This window comes from Microbacterium sp. PMB16, from assembly GCF_051294855.1.
Lineage (GTDB): Bacteria > Actinomycetota > Actinomycetes > Actinomycetales > Microbacteriaceae > Microbacterium.
This window is the reverse complement of record NZ_CP145908.1, coordinates 1,585,473-1,606,715: the sequence shown is the minus strand read 5'-3', so window position 1 is coordinate 1,606,715 and position 21,243 is coordinate 1,585,473. Positions and strand designations below refer to the sequence as shown.

Annotated in this window: 22 protein-coding genes; 8 read left to right on the top strand and 14 right to left on the bottom strand. The window is 66.2% G+C overall.

Going from position 1 to position 21,243, the window contains the following annotated elements; genetic code table 11:
• The first annotated feature begins 62 nt into the window (after nucleotides 1–62).
• Nucleotides 63–422, top strand: a complete 360-nt coding sequence (locus tag V5D55_RS07735) for a hypothetical protein (RefSeq protein ID WP_435748817.1) — start codon at nucleotides 63–65, stop codon at nucleotides 420–422.
• A 181-nt stretch (nucleotides 423–603) separates the two neighbouring features.
• On the opposite strand, the gene V5D55_RS07730 is transcribed toward V5D55_RS07735, so the two are convergent.
• Together V5D55_RS07730 and V5D55_RS07725 are read right to left on the bottom strand one after the other, a co-directional pair.
• Nucleotides 604–1,812: a hypothetical protein gene (locus V5D55_RS07730; protein ID WP_435748816.1), complete on the bottom strand. Its 1,209-nt coding sequence runs from the start codon at nucleotides 1,810–1,812 to the stop codon at nucleotides 604–606.
• 49 nt (nucleotides 1,813–1,861) lie between these two features.
• A complete protein-coding gene (locus V5D55_RS07725) occupies nucleotides 1,862–3,085 on the bottom strand; it encodes a hypothetical protein (RefSeq protein WP_435748815.1) in 1,224 nt (407 codons plus the stop codon).
• Between the two features lie 225 nt (nucleotides 3,086–3,310).
• Here V5D55_RS07725 and V5D55_RS07720 point away from each other — a divergent pair, with 225 nt between their 5' ends.
• From V5D55_RS07720 to V5D55_RS07695, 6 genes are all read left to right on the top strand, one after another.
• Nucleotides 3,311–4,381, top strand: coding sequence for a M4 family metallopeptidase (locus tag V5D55_RS07720; protein ID WP_435748814.1), 1,071 nt, complete (start codon nucleotides 3,311–3,313; stop codon nucleotides 4,379–4,381).
• On the top strand, nucleotides 4,356–4,670 hold the full coding sequence (locus V5D55_RS07715) for a protealysin inhibitor emfourin (protein WP_435748813.1): 315 nt from the start codon (nucleotides 4,356–4,358) through the stop codon (nucleotides 4,668–4,670). The genes V5D55_RS07720 and V5D55_RS07715 overlap by 26 nt, the downstream gene beginning before the upstream one ends.
• A gap of 71 nt (nucleotides 4,671–4,741) precedes the next feature.
• Complete coding sequence (locus tag V5D55_RS07710; RefSeq protein ID WP_435748812.1) at nucleotides 4,742–5,005, top strand: hypothetical protein; 264 nt, start codon at nucleotides 4,742–4,744, stop codon at nucleotides 5,003–5,005.
• An 87-nt stretch (nucleotides 5,006–5,092) separates the two neighbouring features.
• Nucleotides 5,093–5,317, top strand: a complete 225-nt coding sequence (locus tag V5D55_RS07705; protein WP_435748811.1) for a hypothetical protein — start codon at nucleotides 5,093–5,095, stop codon at nucleotides 5,315–5,317.
• Nucleotides 5,318–5,368: 51 nt separating this feature from the next.
• Nucleotides 5,369–6,115 carry a ribonuclease H family protein gene (locus V5D55_RS07700; RefSeq protein WP_435748810.1) on the top strand — a complete coding sequence of 249 codons (747 nt, stop codon included), beginning with the start codon at nucleotides 5,369–5,371 and terminating at the stop codon, nucleotides 6,113–6,115.
• 114 nt (nucleotides 6,116–6,229) lie between these two features.
• Nucleotides 6,230–6,886 carry a Pr6Pr family membrane protein gene (locus V5D55_RS07695; RefSeq protein WP_435748809.1) on the top strand — a complete coding sequence of 219 codons (657 nt, stop codon included), beginning with the start codon at nucleotides 6,230–6,232 and terminating at the stop codon, nucleotides 6,884–6,886.
• On the opposite strand, the gene V5D55_RS07690 is transcribed toward V5D55_RS07695, so the two are convergent.
• The 3 genes from V5D55_RS07690 to V5D55_RS07680 form a co-directional block, all read right to left on the bottom strand.
• Entirely contained in the window at nucleotides 6,868–8,241 is a 1,374-nt protein-coding gene (locus V5D55_RS07690) for an FAD-dependent oxidoreductase (RefSeq protein WP_435748808.1), read from the bottom strand. The genes V5D55_RS07695 and V5D55_RS07690 overlap by 19 nt on opposite strands.
• A 171-nt stretch (nucleotides 8,242–8,412) precedes the next feature.
• A complete protein-coding gene (locus V5D55_RS07685; RefSeq protein ID WP_435748807.1) occupies nucleotides 8,413–9,390 on the bottom strand; it encodes an SRPBCC family protein in 978 nt (325 codons plus the stop codon).
• A 1-nt stretch (nucleotide 9,391) separates the two neighbouring features.
• Nucleotides 9,392–9,760, bottom strand: coding sequence for an ArsR/SmtB family transcription factor (locus tag V5D55_RS07680; protein ID WP_435748806.1), 369 nt, complete (start codon nucleotides 9,758–9,760; stop codon nucleotides 9,392–9,394).
• A gap of 593 nt (nucleotides 9,761–10,353) precedes the next feature.
• On the opposite strand from V5D55_RS07680, the gene V5D55_RS07675 reads away from it, so the two are divergent.
• Nucleotides 10,354–11,546 (top strand): IS3 family transposase gene (locus V5D55_RS07675; protein ID WP_435748805.1). Its coding sequence is split into 2 segments (ribosomal slippage): nucleotides 10,354–10,638 and nucleotides 10,641–11,546, totalling 1,191 coding nucleotides; the frame shifts between segments, so codons are not numbered across the junction.
• Nucleotides 11,547–11,600: 54 nt separating this feature from the next.
• Here the strand turns inward: V5D55_RS07675 and V5D55_RS07670 are convergent.
• The 9 genes from V5D55_RS07670 to V5D55_RS07630 all read right to left on the bottom strand — a co-directional run bounded on the left by V5D55_RS07670 (nucleotide 11,601) and on the right by V5D55_RS07630 (nucleotide 21,238).
• On the bottom strand, nucleotides 11,601–13,028 hold the full coding sequence (locus tag V5D55_RS07670) for a restriction endonuclease (RefSeq protein ID WP_435748804.1): 1,428 nt from the start codon (nucleotides 13,026–13,028) through the stop codon (nucleotides 11,601–11,603).
• 304 nt (nucleotides 13,029–13,332) lie between these two features.
• Entirely contained in the window at nucleotides 13,333–13,914 is a 582-nt protein-coding gene (locus V5D55_RS07665) for a hypothetical protein (RefSeq protein WP_435748803.1), read from the bottom strand.
• 760 nt (nucleotides 13,915–14,674) lie between these two features.
• Complete coding sequence (locus V5D55_RS07660) at nucleotides 14,675–15,187, bottom strand: hypothetical protein (RefSeq protein ID WP_435748802.1); 513 nt, start codon at nucleotides 15,185–15,187, stop codon at nucleotides 14,675–14,677.
• A 71-nt stretch (nucleotides 15,188–15,258) separates the two neighbouring features.
• Nucleotides 15,259–15,765: a hypothetical protein gene (locus tag V5D55_RS07655; RefSeq protein ID WP_435748801.1), complete on the bottom strand. Its 507-nt coding sequence runs from the start codon at nucleotides 15,763–15,765 to the stop codon at nucleotides 15,259–15,261.
• Nucleotides 15,766–16,123: 358 nt separating this feature from the next.
• Nucleotides 16,124–17,620 carry a hypothetical protein gene (locus V5D55_RS07650; RefSeq protein WP_435748800.1) on the bottom strand — a complete coding sequence of 499 codons (1,497 nt, stop codon included), beginning with the start codon at nucleotides 17,618–17,620 and terminating at the stop codon, nucleotides 16,124–16,126.
• Nucleotides 17,621–17,854: 234 nt separating this feature from the next.
• Nucleotides 17,855–18,109 carry a PLDc N-terminal domain-containing protein gene (locus V5D55_RS07645; RefSeq protein ID WP_435748799.1) on the bottom strand — a complete coding sequence of 85 codons (255 nt, stop codon included), beginning with the start codon at nucleotides 18,107–18,109 and terminating at the stop codon, nucleotides 17,855–17,857.
• Between the two features lie 28 nt (nucleotides 18,110–18,137).
• Nucleotides 18,138–18,854: a hypothetical protein gene (locus V5D55_RS07640; protein WP_435748798.1), complete on the bottom strand. Its 717-nt coding sequence runs from the start codon at nucleotides 18,852–18,854 to the stop codon at nucleotides 18,138–18,140.
• A gap of 318 nt (nucleotides 18,855–19,172) precedes the next feature.
• Entirely contained in the window at nucleotides 19,173–20,072 is a 900-nt protein-coding gene (locus tag V5D55_RS07635; RefSeq protein ID WP_435748797.1) for a helix-turn-helix transcriptional regulator, read from the bottom strand.
• 122 nt (nucleotides 20,073–20,194) lie between these two features.
• Nucleotides 20,195–21,238 carry a zinc-dependent alcohol dehydrogenase family protein gene (locus V5D55_RS07630; protein WP_435748796.1) on the bottom strand — a complete coding sequence of 348 codons (1,044 nt, stop codon included), beginning with the start codon at nucleotides 21,236–21,238 and terminating at the stop codon, nucleotides 20,195–20,197.
• Between the last annotated feature and the right edge of the window lie 5 nt (nucleotides 21,239–21,243).

Here is a 21,243-nt window from a genome sequence, read left to right as displayed (position 1 = left end):
AAGATGCCGTCGGGAAGCCGTGCTCGCTCGCGCCGCTGCGCCGAGGAGCGGAGAATGGCCGGATGGACGCCACTGACCCGCACGTGCTCGGACCTGGACTCCTCCCGCTCGGCGAGCACGTCAACCGGTTCCGGGAGACGGATGCCGAGGGCGCGACCCTCGACCGCTGGGACGCTGACGACCCCAAAGCGGTCGTGTCGAGCCGCGTCACCTGGGCCGAACTGCAGGGACACGCCGCGTTCGACGCCGCCACGACGAGCGTCTCGACCGTGTCGCTCACCACACCCCTCGGCGACCTGACCTGCCGGAAGTACGACACCGACGACGGCGTCTTCTGGTTCTCGATCACGCACCCCGGGATGCCGGTGCAGTACGAGTCCGACGGCATGCGCACCACGGTGCTGAGCATCGACCGCGACTGACGCCCCCGCCCTGCCCGACCCCGCCCGGCCCATCCCTGCCCCGCCCGATCTGCGGAGCTTGTCCCGATTCGCGCACGTTCTGCCCAGAAGCATCCGCAGATCGGGACACCGTGCGCAGATCGGGACAGCCGCACACGCCGAAGGGCGGGCCGCCACCCGCGGACCCGCCCTTCGGACTCTCTCAGCGACCGGCTGCGCCGACCACCGCGAACTCGTTCGGCACGACGTCGAGCGTGGCCGAAGCGACCTCTTCGCCGGTGTGCAGGTCGATCGCGAGGATCCGCTCGGCCGCCGGCTCCGTCACGTACGCGATGTCGCCCACGACGTGAAGGCCCGGGTGCGGCTGCTGCCACTCCGTCGGGCTCTCCCACGGCTCGATGACGTCCCACTGGTCGATGACCTCACCGGTCTCGTCGAGCAGGGAGAGGGTGCCGTCGGCTCCGAGCACGACGACGTCACCGTGCGCATCCCGGCCGACCCCGCGCCAGGTGTACTCGACGCCGTCGGGCAGGTCGATGACCGAGAGCTTCTGCGCGTCGGTGTCGATGCGCACGAGCTGCGAGAGCAGGTAGCCCTCGGCATCCGGATCGGTCTTGTAGTCGCCGAAGGCGATCGCGCTGGTGTCGGTGACGTAGGCGTTGCCCGTGCGGCCGAACTCGTCGGGGGCGTCGAGCTTCGTGAACGCTCCGTCGGCGAACAGCAGCACGCCGTCCTCGCAGCCGAACATCACGGCCTCGCCCTTGAGCGCACCCTCTCCGTGCACGCTCGGGCACTGCTCGTTGCGCGCGAGTTCCGTGCCGTCGGCGGCGAGGTGCCGCACGCCGGTGCGCGCCTCTTCGGTGCCGATCGTCGACAGCGTCGTGCCGTCGGTGAGTTCGATCGCGACGCCGTGGTGCGCGGCATCCGAGGTGATCGTGTCGAACTCGGGAAGGGTGCCGGTGCCGACGGCATCCGTGTCGAAGATGCGCACGTCGCCGGTGCCGTCGTCGAACAGGGCCGTCCGTCCGCCGTGCGGGGTGACGTGCCCGGCGGCGGTCGCCTCGAACACCTCGCCGGTGAACTCGACGGTTCCGGATGCGAGACCGGAGTCGAGCACGTGGAACCCGTCTTCCGCGGTGATGAAGACGTGGCCGTCGTGGTCGCCGGCGCCGTTCACCCGCAGGAAGCCGTCGAGTTCGACCTGGTCGACGGTCTCGAGGGTCTCGCCGTCGAGCACGAGGACACCCCCGTCATAGGTCACGGCGACGCGGGTGTCGCCTTCGTGCGTGTCGTCGGGCGCGGCTGATCCTCCGGATGCCGCGGGGGAAGCGGTCGCGCATCCGGCGAGCGCGGCGACCGCGAGTGCGGCGAGTGCGCCGGCCGCGAGGCGGCTGCGTACAGGTCGGGACATGGTGTCTCTCTTTCTTCTGTGGTGCGTGCAGGTGTGGTTGCGGGCGGGGTCAGCCGACGTGCCGGAGGAGCCAGGGGTCCAGGTCGGAGAACGTGCGGGCGACCGACGCGTCGTCGATCGCGATCTCGATCACGGCGCCGCCAGCGGGATCGGTCACGTAGGCGTGCGTCGCGTCGACGACGAGTTGCACGCGAGCGCGCAGAGCGGGGTCGGCGACGGATGCTGCCAGCAGCGGCTCCGTGCGGGCGAGCACAGTCCCGTCGGGGGCGAGCACGCGGACGCGGCCGTCGGCGTCGATCGCGACCGTGCGACTGTCGTCGTCGCCGAGGGCGGATGCCCGCAGCAGCGGTACGTCCGTGGGGATCAGCGTCCAGTGGCGCTCACGCACATCGAGCAGCCAGGCACCCTGATCGCCGGCGACTCCGGCGAGGTCGGGGCGGTCGGCGCGTCCGGACAGGGTCGCCGGGGCAGGGGCGCCTGCAGGGAGGGGGAGGGTCTCCGCCTCGATGGCTCCGCCGACCTCGCGGGTGAACAGCACGGCGCCCTCGGCGCAGGTGACGACGGCGCCGACGCGCGTGATGTCGGCATCCGTCGCCGGGGCGCAGGGTGTCGCGGATCCGGGCTCGGTGACGCCGGTCGCGTCGGCGACCTCGATCGTGGCGTCGGCGGTGGCGACGAGGAGATGCTCGGCGAAGGGCACGACCGGCCCGTCGGCGTCGACGGCGTCGCGTGGGGCGTCGTCGAGGCCGTCGTCGAGTTCGTCGTGAGCGATCGTGACGAGCTCGCCGTCGCCGAAGTGCACGGTCGCGCGCTGCGCACCGGCGGTGACGCGGGCCTCCCCCTCGCCGTCGAGGGCGCCGACGCGATGCGGCTCACCGCGGAAGGAGTGGGTGTGGTCGCCGTGGGGAACAGTCCAGCGCGCGGTGTCGATCACCTCGACGGAGGTGTCGGCGCCGCTGCCGTGCGCGATGTAGACCAGGCGGCCGTCGCTCTCGACGGACTCGACGCCATCGCGCGCTTCGGCGAGCACGGTGCGATCCTCGGTCGCGAGGTCGAGCAGGGTGATCTCGCCGTTCTCATCGGCGACGACCAGGGCGAGGGCGGGCGCGGAGACCTCCGCCGCGGCGCCAGCATCGACGCCGTGACCATCGGATGCGGGGGACGTTGCAGCATCCGATTTCGGGGGAGCCGGCGTCGCGCAGGCGGGCGCGGCGAGGATGCCGAGCAGGAGCACGACCGCGGGTGCGAGGCGGCGAGGAAAGGAAGTACTCATAGAACTCTCACCTTATTGATAACGATTCTCACTATCAAATCGGGGGGATAGGTCTGGCGAGCGGGGGGTCGCCGTCGCTCGCCCGGCAAGGTCATGTGCGCTCGATAAGGACGGATGCGGCGAATCAGGCCTTGCGAGGCGCACTTCTCCTTCCGGGGCGCACGTCGCATTCGCTGTGGCCGAACGTCCGATGCCAACGTCGGCGCCCCGGCGTAGGGTCGCAGCATGAGCAGCACAGCATTCGGAAATCGTCACGGGGTCGTCCCCTCCTACCTGCTCGCGCGCCTGGCCGAGTCGGGCCGTTTCCCGAAGGCAGCGGCCGCCGCCCGGCAGACGCTCACGGCCGGTCGGCCGCCCTTCCGTGCGCGCATCGACCTCTCGATCGACGAGAACGGCGACCTGGTCGCGCAGCTCTCCGATGCTCCGAACCGCACGATCAGCGATGCCGGCAACACGCAGGAGCTGCCCGGCATCGTGGTGCGCAGCGAAGACGACGGTCCGGTGGCCGATACCTCGGCGAACGAGGCGTTCGACGGCCTCGGGGCGACGTTCGAGATGCTCCTCACGGCCTTCGGCCGCAATTCTCTCGACGACGCCGGGGCACCCCTCGATGCGACGGTGCACTACGGCGTCGACTACGACAACGCGTTCTGGGACGGTGAGCGCATGGTGTTCGGCGACGGCGACGGCGAGGTCTTCCGCGGGTTCACCGGGTCCGCCACGGTCATCGGCCACGAGCTCGCGCACGGCATGGTGCAGCACACCGCCAACCTCGAGTATCAGGGTCAGCCGGGCGCGCTCAACGAGTCGATCGCCGATGTGTTCGGTGCTCTGACCGAGCAGTACGCGAAGGGGCAGACGGCCGATCAGGCGAGCTGGCTCATCGGCGCCGAGATCTTCACCGAGGCCGTCGAGGGCAGCGCCCTGCGGTCGATGATCGAACCCGGAACGGCCTATGACGACGACGAGCTCGGCAAGGACCCGCAGCCGGCGCACATGAGCGACTTCGTGCGCACGACCGAAGACAACGGCGGGGTGCACATCAACTCCGGCATCCCCAACCGCGCGTTCGCCCTGTTCGCGATCGACCTCGGCGGCAACGCCTGGGAGCGCGCCGGCACCGTCTGGTACCGCGCCCTCACCGGAGGCCTCTCGAGCACCGCGACCTTCACGGAGTTCGCCGACGCGACCCTCGAGGCCGCGGCGAAGGTCGACGACGAGACGGCAGCTGCCGCTCGACGTGCGTGGACCACCGTGGGAGTCTATGAAGATGAGCGAGTCCCCTCCACCGACTGACCTGCGCGTCGTGATCGCGGTGGTGCGCACAGGCGGGATCGCCGGCATCCGTCGTCAGTGGCGGGTGGAGGCGGAGGCGCCAGACGCCGACGACTGGATCACCCTCATCGACAGCTGCCCCTGGGACCAGGAGGCGGATGCCGAGACCGGCGCCGACCGATTCGTGTGGCACATCCGCGCGCGGACGCCCGTCGAGCAGCGCGAACGCGAACTCACCGACTCGGCGGTCGATGGCCCCTGGCGGGCTCTCGTCGATGCCGTCCGCGAGGCGTCCCGACGCGAGGACTGAGCCGGCGCGGGGGCCTCCCGGGGCAGCTCTGCCCATTACTCTCGGCGGTCGGCGGTGGTTACGATCCGCGTATGACTATTGCAAAGAAGCGGATGTCCGCAGTCGCCGCCGGTGCGCTGGTTGCCGGGGTCCTGATGTTCGGCGGGGTGGCTCCGGCTCAGGCCGCGGGCAGCCAGTGGGGCGTCGGACCGTTCTCGACGAAGGCCGCGTGCGAGAGCGCGAAGCTCGGCTACATCTCGTCGTGGACGAAGATCACCCAGGGCTGCACGTACTACCCGAAGCAGGGCGGCTTCACCGCCAGCGGGTACTACTTCCATTACCGCACGATCGCCTGACCTTCGCGGGCGCTCCCGCCGTCGGACGATTGTCAATCCGGTGTGAATCCGGCCGCAGTCCCCGCACGGCGGGAGAGAATGGTGCCCATGGGACTGTTCCAGCACCGCAAGGACGAAGAAGAGAACCAGTGGACGCTTCCGTCTGAGCCCCTCGTTCGCGAGGGCGCCGACGTGCTCGAGGAGGCCCCGGTGGTCGACCCGATGGCGCTCGGGCTCGGCGTCGACGTGAGCTCGATCGTCTTCCCGGTCGCGCCGCCTCCTCCCGCCGCTGTCTCGATCGAGAACCACGAGCCGCACGACGACGAGGGCTGACACCCGTCACACCGGTCCGGCAGCGTCGCTGCCCGCAGCTACGGTGGAGGGATGACGATCACCGCCGCCGCAGACGGCTCCGCCCTGGGCAACCCCGGCCCCAACGGGTGGGCCTGGTACATCGACGACGACAACTGGGCGGCCGGCGGGTCGCCGCACGGCACGAACAACCAGGGCGAGCTGCAGGCGGTGCTCGAACTGCTCAAGGCGACGGCCGGCTCCGACGAGAAGCTGCACATCTGGTGCGACAGCCGCTACGTGATCGACTCCGTGACCAAATGGATGCCGGGCTGGAAGCGCAAGGGATGGCGCAAGTCCGACGGGGGCCCCGTGCTCAACCGCGACCTGCTCGAGGGCATCGATGAGGCTATGCGTGGCCGCGACGTGCAGTTCTCCTGGGTCAAGGGGCACGCGGGAGACGACCTGAACGAGGCTGCCGACGAGCGCGCCAACGCGGCGGCGACCGCGTACAAAAACAAGCAGGAGCCGCAACGCGGGCCCGGATTCGCCGGAGCGACGGATGCCGGGGCTGCCGTCGCAGCATCCGTTCCGATCGCCGCGAGCGCGGCATCCGCTCCAAACGAAGCTCCCGCCGCGACGGTCTCGACGGTCTCGACTCCTGCGCCGGCTGAGCCGCTGTGGGCCGAGGCATCCGATCTGCTCGACGGACTCGACGCCCCCTACGACGACCCGATCGAGGTGCGCCTCGCGCTCTCCGGCGATGAGCATGCCCGCCTGCGCGATCGCGCCGAGGCGCAGGGCGTGACGCTCGAAGAGGCGCTCCGCCGCCTGATCTGAACGGGCCCGACCACGTTTCACTCGTGCTGCTGAGTCGCGCGTCGCGCCGGAGCAGGCGATGCTCCCCGCGTCGGCTCCGTAGACTCGGCTGATGGAACGGACGGCGACGCAGCGGTGAAGGCGCGCACCGTCTTCGGCCTGCTCCGCCTCGGCTCGGCCGCCATCTGCCTGATCGCCCTGATCCATCGACTGAGCTGGGGGCTGGCGTCGAACACGATCGCCAGCCAGAACTTCTTCGCCTACCTCACCAACCAGTCGAACATCGCGTTCGTGGTGCTGCTGATCGTGGCGGGGGTCATCGCGCTGCGGCGCGCGGAGGATCCGCGGTGGCTCACCGTCGCGCTCGCGCTCGTCCTCTCCTGGACGATCACCGCCGGGATCGTATTCGCCGTGATGGTGTGGCAGGGCGGCGAGCGCGGCATCCGCATCGACGTCCCGTGGTCGGATCAGGTGCTGCACTTCTGGCTTCCGGCCTGCACGATCGTCGCCTGGGCACTCGCGCCCGGGCATCGTTCCGTGCCCTGGCGGGTGGTTCCGGTCACGCTGGCGTACCCGCTGATCTGGGGCGTGTTCACGCTGTGGCGTGGTCCGCTCATCGGGTGGTATCCGTACTACTTCCTCGACCCGCGACAGGTGAGCGGCCCGGTCGAGTTCCTCGCGTTCTCCGGGATCGCCCTCGCGACCTTCACGGCGGTGGCCGCGACCCTCGTGCTGATCAGCCGGATGCCGACACGGAAGAAGTGGCGCGCCGCTCAGCCCGCGGGGGCGTAGACGGCGAGGGACGCCATGGCCGACTCGAGAGCGGCCGTGTCGTCGAGCTCGGCGAACTCCGCTGCCTCGTCTCCACCGACGATCCCGACCAGCACGTTCTCCCCCGTCGCCGGGCGGAGGTTGATCCAGGTGCGGATGGAGACATCGGCGCCGACCGTGTGCCAGATCGCCGCGTCGGAGTCTCCGAATTCCTCGTCGAACCGGAGCCAGATCGTCTCGATGCGCCCCATCCCGAGGGCGGTGATCGCGGTGCGGTTGACGAACGGCAGCGCCGGAGAGAACTCGATGTCCTGCTCCTGCAGAACGCCCAGCGGAACGGTCACGATGATCCGATCGAACGACAGCGCCTCACCGGTGCCGAGGCGCACGCTCACGCCGGTGTCATCGTGCGCGATGCGGCTGATCGGCGAGGACAAGGAGACCTTCACCCCGTCGAGCGCATCCTCCACGAGAGGCGTGAGGTCGTCGCGCGCTCCCTCCATCGTGGTCTCCCCCGTGGTCGCCGGGAGCAACGGGGGGAACCAGCTGGAGAGCTGCGCAGCATCCGCTCCCGTCGTCGTCGCGAGGAACGCGAGGAACGCCGCGGTCGACGGGTCTTCGGGGTCTCCGCCCGCTTCGACCAGCGCCTCCGAGAGCGGGATATCGGCCTCGGCCGCCTGCGCCTTCTCGATCGCGGCCTGCAGCGGCTGCACGTCGACAGGATCGATGTCGCCCTCGGGGCTGAGCCACCGCGCACCGGCGAGATCGACCACTCCGATGTCCCAGGACTCCATGCGCCGACGAAGGTCGTCGTCGGCCTCGCCGAAGAGCCAGGCGCCGAGCTGCACGGGCACCGGCCAGGAGTCGTCGGTGACGGAATGGATGCGGCCGCCGATGCGATCACGCGCCTCGAAGACCGTGACCTCGAGGTCGGCCGCGGCGAGCCGGGCTGCCGCCGTCGCACCGGCGAGACCCGCACCGATGACGGCGACGCGCTCTCCTGGCTCGGCCTTGTCCTCGACCTCATCGGCGGCACGCGCACCGGAACGGATCGCGCCGCGCATCGTGCCGGGCTCATCCGCATCGGTCGCCTCGCCCGCGAAGAACACGCGGGCGCCGACCGGACGGGCGAGCTGCTCGCGGGTCTCGGCGAGCACACCGACGGGGGTGAAGCTGACGGCGCCGTAGGAGAACGGGTCGGTCGTCCAGGAGCTGCGCATGCTGTCGGCCGGCTGCGGAACGCCCGGCTGCGGCTGCGGCTCACGGGTGCGAGTGGGGGTCGGAGTCGGTTCGGGATCGGGAGTGCATGACGCCAGCAGCACCGAGACGGCGCCGACTCCGGCGCCCATGAGCAGAGTGCGGCGCGTGATCCTCATCGTGTCGCCACTTTATCCCGGCGCGGGGGTGGTGGCGACAGCATCCGCGGGTCGGGGCACCTCCGACCGGCGTGCACAACTCCTCCAGAACGCCGCGGAACGGGTCGCCTGCCCGCGAAAAACCGGCCGACCCGCAACGGGATCGGCCGGTTCTTGCTGAGTTGTGCACACTCAGACGGCGAGCAGCTCCCTCTCGAGCCGGGCGTACGACGTCTCCATGCCGTCGGCCATGCCGGTGGCGAGGATCATGTCGCGCGTCTCGGCATCGGGGTACTCGATGAAGAGCGTGATGAGGGTCGCACCATCCTCCTCGTACAGGTTCAGGTCGTTGAGCGTCTCGACCGGCATCCCGACCATCCGCTCGGTCTGCACCGACCGGCGCGGGCCGTCGATCAGCAGGGCCTCGCCCTCGAACCCGAACGCCTGACCCTCGGTGTCGCCGATCGGCGCCCACGAGGTGCGGTAGCTCTGGCCGACCTCGGTGGCGACGACGCACTCCGTCATCTCCCAGCCGTCGGGGCCGAGCAGCCACTGCTTCATCAGCTCGGGGTCGTTGTGGGCCCGCCAGACCAGCTCGCGCGGACCCTCGACCAGGCGGGTGATGCGCACGTGGGTGTCGTCGAGGATCTCGACGACCGTACCCTTGCCCTGCGCATAGTCGCGGAGATCCTGCAGCACGGCGTCGAGCTGCGCCATCGCCTGCTTCGTGCCCTCGACCGCACCCATGGCGACGATCTCTTCGAGCGCCTCGATCGACGAGAAGTAGCTCGTGTTGACCATGCGGGTGCCCGTCTCGGACGGGGCGAAGGTGAACGTCATCCGCATCGAGGGCAGGTCGGCGTTCGGCTTCCCGTCCTCATCGGCGAAGGCGTCGAGGACGGAGAAGCTGCGCGGGCTGTCGATCTCGATGAACTCCCACGTGCCGGAGGACTGCTCGCCGCGGGGTCCGTTCATCGTGTAGTTGGCCGTGCCGCCCACGGTGTGGTCCCAGTGGGTGAAGGTCGCCGGCCATCCGGGAGGACCCCAGAAGCGCTCGAGCTGCGCCGGGTCGGTGTAGGCGTTCCAGACCCGCTCGACGGGTGCAGCGAGGTCGGCGATGACCGTCATGGTCAGATTTTCGGTGTCGGTGATGACGTCGGTCACAGGCATGTCAGTCTTCTTCCTTGGGTTCGTTCTGCGTGGGCGCTGGCTCAGCCAGCAGGTCGTCGAGCCGGGCGATGCGCGACCGCCACAGCTCTTCGTATCGGGCGAGGAGCGCCCTGGCGCGGGCGATCATCTCGGGGTTCGCGCGGACGAGCCGCTCGCGTCCCTCGGCGCGCTTGACGATGAGGTTCGCGGCTTCGAGCACGGACACGTGCTTCTGCACCGCGGCGAACGACATCTCGTATTCGGAGGCGAGGGTCGAGACGGACTGCTCCCGCTCGATCGTCCGGCGCAGGATGTCGCGCCGGGTCGACGTCGCCAATGCGTGGAACACACGGTCGACCTCCGCTTCGCTGAGTTCTCTTTGTACAACCATTTGGTTGTAGGTTATGGCGAAGCGGGCGCCGTGTCAAGGGGTCGGATGTCGACTACACGTTCGCGTGACACAAACACGCTTTAGCTGACACTCCAGCGCACCTCCCTGACACGAAGTGTCACGACATGCCGTGTCCTTGACGTCCCGGGCAGCTACCTGAAAGGAGTATCTCCCGCAAGCGAAGCAACGACGCTCTCGCAACTTGACCCAGGGTCGATGACGACGACCCTCAAGGGGGCTGGAATGAGGCCTGTAGTAGAGGCATGGCGTATCTCTCCGCGACCGAGGACAACGCACACCGAATTGCACTGGGTTCGGGGGTCGAGCAAAAGCGACGCTCGGACGCGCGGTCACGAATGGGGGGTCGCAGACCGAACCCTCGGGGAGTTGAACTGGGTAGAGATTGATCCCGCTCGCGTGCGAAGCTCGGTGGGCGTTCGTCACCGGTTCACGCCAGCGATGTACTACTGGCAGCGCACCAGGTCTCATGTCTGGTGCGAGTCACAGGAAGAGCGCCGGGAACGGGACTGCTGCACGGATAGGTGACATCTGATCTGGCTTGCCCGCAGGGGTGGGCCTGGAAGGATGTTGCTGTGCCTAAGCCTTACCCGTCCGAGTTCCGTGACGACGTCGTGCGCGTCGCGAGAAACCGCGAGCCCGGAGTGACGATCGAGCAGATCGCGAAAGACTTCGGGGGCCACCCGATGACGCTGCAGAAGTGGATGCGTCGCGCCGATATCGATGAGGGCGCCAAGCCTGGCCAGTCCCGTGTCGAGGGCGCCGAGCTGCGTGAGGCGCGGAAACGGATCCGGCTCCTCGAGCAGGAGAACGAGGTGCTGAGGCGGGCGGCGGCGTATCTGTCGCAGGCGAATCTGCCGGGAAAAGGTTCTACCCGCTCGTGACGGAGCTCGCCGCTGACGGAGTCCCCGTCGCGGTGACGTGTCGGGTGCTCAAGCTCTCCCGCCAGCCTTACTACCGCTGGTGGGCTTCCCCGATCACCCCCAGCGAGGTGGTCGAGGCATATCGCGCGAACGCGCTGTTCGACGCTCATCAGGATGACCCCGAGTTCGGGCACCGGCTCCTTGCGGACGAGGCCCGCGATGCCGGCGAAGCGATGTCGGACCGGACCGCGTGGCGGATCACCGCGAGCAACGGCTGGTGGAGCGCGTTCGGGAAGAAACGAGGCCGCAACGGCCGCAAGCCCGGCCCGCCCGTCCACGACGACCTTTGCACGATGGTCGACGAGCACGGCAGGACACGGCACGTGTTCGCGGCTGATGCTCCGAACGAGCTCTGGCTCGTGGACATCACGGAGCACAAGACAGCAGAAGGCAAGCTCTACTGTTGCGCGATCAAAGACGCGTTCTCAGGTCGGATCGTCGGGTACTCGATCGACTCCCGGATGAAGTCCCTTTTGGCTGTCCAAGCGCTCGAGAACGCTGTCGCCATGCGCGGTGACGTCGCCGGCTGCGTGGTCCATTCGGACCGAGGATCTCAGTTTCGAAGCCGGAAGTTCCTGCGCGCACTGACCGGTCACCGCATGGTCGGGTCGATGGGTCGGGTCGGCTCGAGCGGAGACAACGCGGCCATGGAGAGCTTCTTCGCACTCCTGCAGAAGAACGTCCTCGACCGCCGCTCCTGGACCACCCGCGAGCAGCTGCGCATCGCGATCGTGACCTGGATCGAACGGACCTACCACCGCCGTCGCCGACAGGCCCGCCTGGGCCGTTTGACGCCCATCGAGTTCGAGACCATCATGAACACGACCGTCGCACTGGCGGCGTGACTTTACCTGTCACCAATCCGTGCAGCACTCCCCTCCCTCATCTGTCTCCGCCGGCTAGTTCATCGGTAGCTCGGTTTCCTCTTCGACAGTTCGGCGGGTCCGCACCGGTTCCCAAGGCTCAGCAATGTCCGGCAGGAGACGGATCACGACATGACGGGTGCCCGCCTCGCCGACAAGTTCATCGTCGAGACGCCCGATCCGCAGACGGGTATGGACGTCGAGCTTTCCGAGCGGGCCTGTTTCGGACTTCACGGACAATGTCGTCTCGTCTTCGAGCTCAGCGACGCCGAGGACATCGTGTAGGTATCCACGCAGAGCAACGTTTGCGAAGTCGCCACGGATGGCTTCGATGATTGCTTCGGTGAGGACGTGGCGTTGCATCTCGGCGGTCTGAGGCGTGGGGTCGTCGTCGAGTGAGGTATACGCGAGGGGCGTCGAGATCACCGTCCACACGCTGGGGAATGACGGCGCGATGGTCCGCAACCGCTCTGCCAGGTCCTCGGGGTCGGGAAGCCATGGATGGATCTTAGGAAGCACGTCGATGAGTCGATTGAGGTGGGCGAGATGGTGACCGTTGGTCATGAACGACAAGACATCGACGTGCAGCCTGTGTTGGAACATGCTCAGGAAGAAGCGCGTGATTGCCTCCGGGTCCAACTCTGCCGGATCGGTCAAGGCGATGCCGTCCTCACCGACGGCGGTACAGAACGGTTCGGCGCGAAGCTCGTCGAGGACTCCGTCCGGGATATCGCCCGGTAGGGCAGCGCCTTGCAGGAGACTACTGATGACCTCCACGCGTGCCCGATGGAGCTCTTCGACCGCAGCAAGGGCCTCCGCATAGGCCACGAGGCTGCCGGTGATCGAGGCCTCGAGGGCAGGGCGGAGCTGCTCGACCCGTCCCGCCGACATCAGCGCCCCCCGTCCATCCATGATCGAGTAGCTTCGAGAATCCCAGTGGAGCACCCACAGGTAGCCGCCGCCATAGTAAGCGGCTTGTATACGGGTGGGGCTCTTTGAAAACTGCTCAACCGCGCGCTCGAGAATGCGTGCTTCCGTCGCTGCTTCGTGTGCCTCGATTGCCCTTGTGAGAAGGTCATCACCGTCAACGATTGTGATGGCACTCTCGCGCTCTCGCAGATGGTCGAAGCTGCCTCGCACGTTGCCATTGACACCGTTGAGCGCGATAAACAGGCCATGCGTATGCGGCTTGTCCAGCCGCGCGAGGAGCATCTTCCCGAGGAAGCGCTGCCACGCGGGAGTCGACACGGCATCGGCGTATGCCTTAGCCTCGCCGAGCAGAGGAGTGTCGTGAGAGGACGTGACAACCGGGTCGGAACGGACTGCGGTGATGTCCAGCTCGTTCCCGCCAGCGGTGACGACGTTGGTGCGCACATCTGCGTATCCCTGAGAAAGTAGAACCGACTTCACCAACGACTCGAGTTGTGTGCCTTTGTCGTCGGCTGTCACGCCCAGGATCAGCATGTGGTCTCCCCAGATTGTCGGCATCAAGCGATGCCGAAGCGGTTGCGGTTGGCTCCAGCTACGTCACCATGATGGCCCCTAGGCACGGGGATGCACCGGAATATGGGCGATCTGGTGGAGATCTGTCAGATCCGAGAGCCGCTTCCAGAAGGAACGCGAGCTCGTGGTGCGAAATCCGATGGCGACATTAGCCCAGCAGGTGAGATTCGCCATCGAGCAGTACCTGGTCGACCATCGCGCCCAGCTCCGCCGCTATCAACGCGACCGGTGAGATCGCTGTGCGAGAAGGCGCCACCTCCACCCGTCAGCGAAGAGGCGTGCCAGGTCCTGCCGCAGTGACCGATTTCACCCAGAACGCGGAGTCGATGGTCCACTCATCGCCTGGCAGAGATTCGTACCGTTCATCGATGACATCAGAGTCATCGGCATCAATGCAGCGCACACCGCGGTCGTGTGTCTCGAGAAGGTATGCATGTGGGCATTCGCAGACTGTGGCGAAGTAGTAGAACCTCCCACGCTGGGCCTCGGCAACGAGGGAGGCTGGATAGAACACGTGGTGCTTGCCGCACATCACGGGAAGCTTGACGAGGTTGCCGACGTGCTCGCTTTGGGGCAGGTCAACAGCTGGAGTCCATGGTCCGACTTCCACCCCATTCTGCCGTGCGCTCAGGGACCGCGCGTTCGCCAGAGTCATATAGTTACGCCCGTCCACCTCCGTGCCGGCGGGCCACGTGACGTCGGCTGTCGCCGGCCAGAGGGCAGGGAAGCCAAACCCGGTGTCCACTTCGACAGCGAGCTCCGGGCTCGTGAAGCGGATGCCGTAGAGAACGAGCGCACCGACAGTGACGGTCATCACGTACCCCTGAGGGACGGCGTCAACGCTCACGCCGCCAGGCTGCACCGACACAGGCACCACCCGGGCACCCCATGCGCCAGCAATCGCCGTCTTCCCGACCCAAAACGTCGAGTCAGGCAGAGGGGCCTTCGAATCGAAGAGTGCGCGGTACTCTGACGCTGGTACCCCATGCCCATCGTCTCGTTCCCTCTGACTCGAGACGAGCAGTGCAGTTAGCGCGGTCTTATGAGTCCACAACGCCACCGTGCCCGCATCTGCACTGCTGAGGGTGCCGGGCTCACCGAGAACGAACGGCGTGAGAATGCGCTGCGCCTCTTTCTCTAACCGACTCATCCAACCGTTGTTGCAGGACCCGCAGAAACTCTTCACGGTCTGAGTGAACGGCTTCCGCTCGCCCATACGACGGCCGATCTCGTTGAGCTGCCCCGCAGCGTGGAGCGCCTTCTCTACAGGCAAGCCAATGCGCCCAAGCCACTGCCCGAAGACGTGCTCGAGCGTGAGTGGCTCACTCGAACCGCAGAAAGCACAGCGCTGACTCATCGCCCGGATCCAAGTCGTGCCTGATTGGCGCCAGCACGGAGGGGCCAGCAGGGGGTCCCTGACGTTCGATTCAACATAGGAGTACTCATCAATCGTTTGCGCTCGAGTGTACGGGCACGAGACATCGGGCAGTCCGTGCTTCAGCAACCCGGCAGGGAAATACCACGCCGACGCTCCCCCTCTTCTGCGACTTCCTCCAAGCCCATGACATCCACAGCACCACCGCCGATGAAGTCGCCGCGGGCGCGAATCAGCCGCGTTGGACAGCCCGAGCGAGACCCGCGGAAGAGTCGACCGCCCAATCGACGGACTTGAACCACGCGATCGCTACGCCCGTCCAGATCAGTCCTGCCGGCCAACTGGCCTCGCTAACCCCCCTATAGAGGGCATATCCGAGCGCACCCGCGAGGATTGTTCCCCCGACAAAGAACGTTCCCATCCGAGGAAACTCATCCCCCTGACGGAAACTCCACCAATCAACCACGAGGAAGAAGGCCGCAGTGCCTGCCTGCACGCTCATGATGAATGGAGCGCGCCCCGTCGTGAAGATTCCGTCGAAGACAGGGTCGGCAGCGATTGCACCAATCAGCGCGATCGTGGCTGGCACGGCGATCGCCCGGGAGACGAGAGCGATGACGAGCGCTCGCACCCGTCGCGGCGCACGCGCGAAGGCACGCACAACACCAAGCTCCGTTTCGACGGCGGAGTCGTCCTGCGTGCGCCAGAACTGGTAGAGAGCAATCGCGGTCCCGATGAGCACCACGATCGCGATTGGTAACCCTGCCGCGGCGAGGAGGCGGAGAAACTGCTCAGCGAGCTCTCCCGATGGCGCCATTACAACAGCGCGAAGGCGTGCTTGACAAGCTTCTCCGTCTCGCCCCGGAATCCTGCTCCGGTGACCTGCGCGACGACTTCGCGTTGTCCGCCCCGGTCGAAGACTTTGAACAGGACCTGGTATCCCTGCGTGAGCGTCATGTTCATTGAGTTCGTGACGGATAGACCGGAACGAAACCCGACCTGATAGTCAGGCGCGGGGCCGACGCTGAACGGATCGTCGGATGCGGCCGGTGCGAAGGCCTCGAAGTGACTCGCCCCCATTGAACTCGTACCTATACGACGAGCGAGCCCCATGAATCGCTTGCCTTCCCCGACTTCACGAAGAGCCGCAGCAACCTGCTGAACCCCCTTGCTCGTTCCTACCGGCCCTTTTGAATACGTGTACCCCATGTTGCCCCCAGCACTCTCGAGTGAACTTGGCCCCAAAACTATCGACACGCAGCCCTTCTCGTCCAGCGATTCATTCACATTTACGACGCCGGTCGGCCTCGCGCGTTCGGCCATCCGACACTCCGTTCCCAGGTGGCGGGGACGCGAGCCCGCTGGGCTCAGCCTGCTATGTATCACGCGGGGCGGAAGGTGAGCTTGTATCCTCGAGGGTGGGGAAGAAGTCGGGTTCGCCGTTGCTCGGCAGCTCGAATCGGTGGGGTGTGCGCAACTCGGCGGTGCTCCTCTCGAACTGGATATGAAGCTCTATATGTTCACGTGCGACAGTGGTCAGTTCTCTGGAGCCTCGGTCAGAGCGATCCCTGAGAACAGGAACGAAGAATATCCGGACGTCACTTCCCTTGGAAGTGACGTCGTCGAGATCAGTCTTACTCAAAGAGCGGGCTAGTGCGCTTTAGGAGCAGAACTGAGGATTTCAGCGACCGTCGTACGGAAAGATCCCCGGGAATCGGGGGGTCGCGCCAGATGACTGCGACGAAGTCCCAGGGTTTAGGTTAGGCGCGCCAGCCGACTGCCAAGGCACCACCCGGGGTACCGCATCTTTCGCTCTCATAAGCTCACTGAGCGCGCGTTCACGCTTCTGGCTGTCATGAGCAGGGCCACGCACGGGATCGGGGTGGGAAACTGAATCGTAGGTGCAGAGTCTTTGCCGAAGATCGTTCATTTCTTTCACACGCGTTGGTAGCACGGCCAGATTCACCACAGCAGCAACTCCCGCGAACGCAGCCATCAACCAGGCCGGGAACCAGAACGGCGGTTCGCCGGCGAAGAAGCTGACAAAGCCGGCGACTAGGAGCATCACTGACAGCGCACCGAGTCCGAACCCCAGGCTCTGGGCACTCCTGGTCGTGCGAGTAGCTACTGCAAGGCGCTCAGCTTCCGGGACTCGCGCAGCATCGTGTCTAGCTCTCGCTTCGCTCGTTTCCCTGCTCTGTTGCTCGAACTGGTTCTCGCGCATGCGAGCTAGATCAAGCTCTCGGGCGTGGTTCTGCTCCAAAGCAGAGCCGTGCTCGCGAACGAAGCGGAAAGTCTCGGCCGCTGCGAGCCATCTGTCCCCACCCCCAGAATCCAGACGGAAGCGCCAGACCGGACTCTGCATGGTTGACTGCTCAGCGAAGTACGCCTCGCTTGCGTTACGTATACGCTGCGAGACGCCGATCGGGTCCTGGAGCTTCGCACTCTGGATCGCTTCGGTTGCGGTGAATCCCAGTGGCAGAGAATCTGCGACCAGCGCCAGTTCCGGGGCGAGAGACACGGCTAAACCTGCTGATTCTCTGTCGCAGAAGAGTCTTGCGTGAAGGAGTTGCACCTCGGGCACCGTGGGGTGGGTGCGTTGGGCCAGCTGAGCCTCATCTCGCGCGTCGTCGAGACGGTTGAGCTGCTCCAGGAGACTGACGGCAAGCAACGCGGCCCCTGCCGCGAGATCTGGTTGGTCTGGCATGCCGTAGCGAGCGGCTTTGCGCAAGCAATCGACAGCGAAGTTATTGTCATCTGCTGCGATCGACGAGAGCCCGTGCATCAGATGATGTTGGGGTATGTACGGGTTGCTTTCCACCGCAGCGGCGAACTCAGTCTGCGACTCTTCAATCCATCCGCGCTCGAAAGCGTGCACACCTCGTCTGAATCGCTCGCTTGCCGCTGTGTCGAGTGGACTTGCGAGCATCTCTGAGATCGACGACAGATAGAGGTTGCTTAGGCGGATCTCACCGACGATGCGATCCGTGGCCACACCGACTGCTGCGGCCAGCGCGGTCATGCTTGCTTGATTGTCTGCGCTCACCCCGGCAATCGCCTGGATGATGCCCGATTGCTCGACACCTGACGCAACTGCCTCAGAAACCGTGCCGCGACCAGGTCCGGAGACACCTTCGATCGCGTCGAGGATCCTTGCAACATCTGCGCTGAGCGTCATGAGCACAGTATGCCGGAACACCGCTAGGTGGAAAGTGCCCCAGTTGCGGTCACGTGATGGAAACCAAGAAGGGCGAGGGGGCAAACGAGCGCGAGGCATCGACTCGTGACCGCATTCTCGGACAGTCGCAAAACATGCGACAGGTGACCTGGCGTAATCGAGACCGGCGTATTCGCATGCAACTGCGCGCCTGTTTCATGGCTGAGGCGAGAGCGGTATGACTCTTTGCCCCCTCTACGTCTTCACCTTAGGGGCATACGCCTCGGGATCGGACCGGTTCCCTTTGGGGTCTCGGCCCAGCACAAACCAGGCCGTGGCCCCAGCAATCGGGATGAAAACGATCACAAGGAACCAAACAAGGAATCGACCCCCCGTGACGTGACGGTTCCGAATCGCCGAGACGAACGCGACCGCCGTGTAGACCCAGACAACGACAGCGAATGCGCTGACGAGTATGTCGAAAGGGGTAGGGACGAGTGGGTTGACCATTCGGCGCCTCCTCTGGCCTCAGATGGCCCTAGTTGACGGTGAAGGAATTCCAGACCACGCTGCCCATGTTATCGCCCCGGATCGTGTGGAGTCCTTCGGTCGTTGAGGTGACGATGATCCCCCACGGCACTGGAAGACCTCGCTTGATTGTTACCTTGCACTGGGCACGCGCTTCCCATCCATCGGGGTAGGACGAGTTCTTCTCTGAGGTAACTTCCGCGAAGATGTCTGTGTCGAGGGTGACCAGGCAGGAGTGATTCTTGATCGCTGTTGGCCGTGTGCCCGTCGACGAGTTGTAGGTGAGGGTGTAGGTCATGGAGTTCTTCACCTCGATGAGCTTGATTCCCATGAAGGAGAACCACTGGGTGCCCCAGATCGAGACGTCGTTGCTACTGTTCCGTGCCAGGGCAGTCTCCGTCTCCGCCGGCAGACCCCACCGGAAGTTCCCGTACGTAGCGACCCCGTTGGTATCCCACGTCGCGTCCGCCGGCGGGTCCAGGCTCACGTTGGTTTCGCCGACCAGGTAGCTGGCGAGATCAGCGCGCTGCTGCGTATTGAACGCGTCGAACTCTGCCACGTCGTCTACTGCTCCGCGTGTGACGAGAACGGCGCGGAACTGCGTGAGCGCAGCCTCTTTGTCGACTGGGGGGTCTGTCGCGTATGCGGGCGCACCGGCAGCGATACCGCCCCCGATCAGAACGATGGAAAGTGCGAGTGCGGAGAACTTCCGCTTGAGTGAAACCATGATTGCCCCCCTGGGTGAACTGAAACTTCACTCAAGGTACCGGTTCAGCGCTCCTATCCGCTGTCGCCTCTTTGGCCTACAGACACACCTATCGGCTGTATGGTACGCCGCTGGCCCGGAGCGTGTTGCAGTTCGATGGCGACAGCCGTCGCCATCGCATCGATGCAACAGCAGCAATAGCGATCCGGAAAGTGTCACGGCAAAGGACAGCGCGCGGGCGCCAAACAGTCTCAGTCGAGTGGCATTCCGTGTCATCCCGATCCGTTCCCGACATCGGATTCATTTCCCGGCGAATGCCACTGACTTACCGGTGACGACTCACGGTGCTTCGTGCGTGGCCGATCGATCGGGTTCTGACGAGTGAGAGCGCTCGGCGGCCCAGGAAGCCAGAATCCGCAGGCGCTCGGCCGTGGGGGAACCGGGCTCGGCGGTATAGATCATCAGGACGTTACCGGGCTCGGCGGTGATCGCCAGCTCCTCATAGGCCAGCGTCAGCTCGCCGACGACCGGATGCTGAAAGCGTTTGGTGCCCGCCCCGTGCGTCCGCACGTCATGCGCAGCCCAGAGCCGTCGGAAGACCTCGCTGCGGGTGGAGAGTTCACCGACGAGGTCTTGCAGACCCTTGTCGTGGGGGTCGCGGCCCGCCTCGGCGCGCATGATGCCGACGCACATCTCAGCGAACATCTCCCAATCCGGATAGAACTCGTGCGCCACCGGATCGAGGAACTGGAAGCGGGCGAGGTTGGGCGTTCGACCGCTGTCTCCGATCACGACCGAATAAAACGCCTTTCCGAGCGCATTCGTGGCGAGCAGGTTCTGGCGAGGATCTCGGACGAAGGCGATCCCCTCGGAGATCGAGTCCAGCGCCCACGCCAGGCTGGGTCGCGTCACCGCTGCTCGCGCAGTGCGCTTGCGGCCGCGTCCACTTGTCGGGATGCCGTCGGCCGCTCGCGCGAGATCCAACAGGTGTGCTCTCTCCGCATCGTCGAGCTGCAGGGCGCCGGCCAGCGAGTCCAGGACCGATGCCGACGCTCCGGCGATCGCTCCACGTTCGAGCTTGGCGTAGTACTCCACGCTCACCCCGGCCAGACTCGCGACCTCGCTGCGCCGCAGACCGGCCACACGCCGATTCGACCCTGCGGTGAGGCCCGCCGCCTCAGGCGTGACCCGCGCGCGCCGAGTCATCAGGAACTCGCGTACCTCAGCTCGATTGTCCATGGTCGAAGGCTACGCGCGGCCGCCTCGGCCGGGGAGTCCCTCTCAGGGCACCCCTTACGAGGCTGCTTCTCACTCGACGATCTCGATCGACGCTGCGCTGAATCCCGCAGCGATCCTTCGAATCATGCGGCCGACTCCTGATCGACGGTGAGCAGCACCTTGGTCGCGCGGCGCTCATCCATCGCCGCGTAGCCCGAAGCGGCATCCTCGAGCGGGAGGGTGAGGTCGAAGACCACGCCCGGATCGATCTTCCGGTCCCAGATCAATTCGATGAGGTGCGGCAGGAATCGGCGCACCGGGGCAGGGCCGCCGTGCAGGTGCACGCCGGAGAAGAACAGCTCGAGGCCGTCGAGCGCGACGTCATGGGAGACCCCGACGTAGCCGATGTGCCCGCCCGGGCGGGTGGCGCGGATGGCCTGCTCCATCGACTCCTGTGTGCCGACCGCCTCGATGACCGAATGCGCACCGAGGCCATTCGTCAGCGCCTTGATCCGCTCCACTCCGGCGTCGCCGCGTTCTTCGACGATGTCGGTCGCACCGAACTCCCGCGCCAGCGCCTGACGATCGGCGTGACGAGACATCGCGATGATCCGCTCTGCACCGAGTTCTCGCGCGGCGAGGATGCCCATGAGACCCACTGCGCCGTCGCCGACGACCGCGACGGTCTTCCCTGGGCCGGCCTCGGCGGCGACAGCAGCGAACCAGCCCGTACCGAGCACGTCGGAAGCCGCGAGCAGGGAAGGGATCAGATCGGGTTCAGGCTGCCCTGGTGTGGCGACGAGGGTGCCGTCCGCGAGCGGGATCCGCGCGAACTCGGACTGGGTACCGACTGCCCCCATCATCACGTTGTGCACGCAGCGGGACTGGTAGCCCGCCTGACAGATCTCGCAGGTGTTGTCGGATGCCACGAATGAACCGACGACGAAGTCGCCGACAGCGACGTTCTCCACGTCGGCGCCGATCTCGGTGACGACGCCGACGTACTCGTGGCCCATCGGCTGCGGTGTGACGGACAACGGCTCGGCTCCGCGGTACGGCCAGAGGTCTGACCCGCAGATGCAGGACGCGGCGAGGCGGATGATCGCGTCCGTCGGCTCCAGGAGGACAGGATCCTCCCGGTTCTCGACCCGGACGTCGCCGGGTGCGTACATGTTCACTCCACGCATGATCT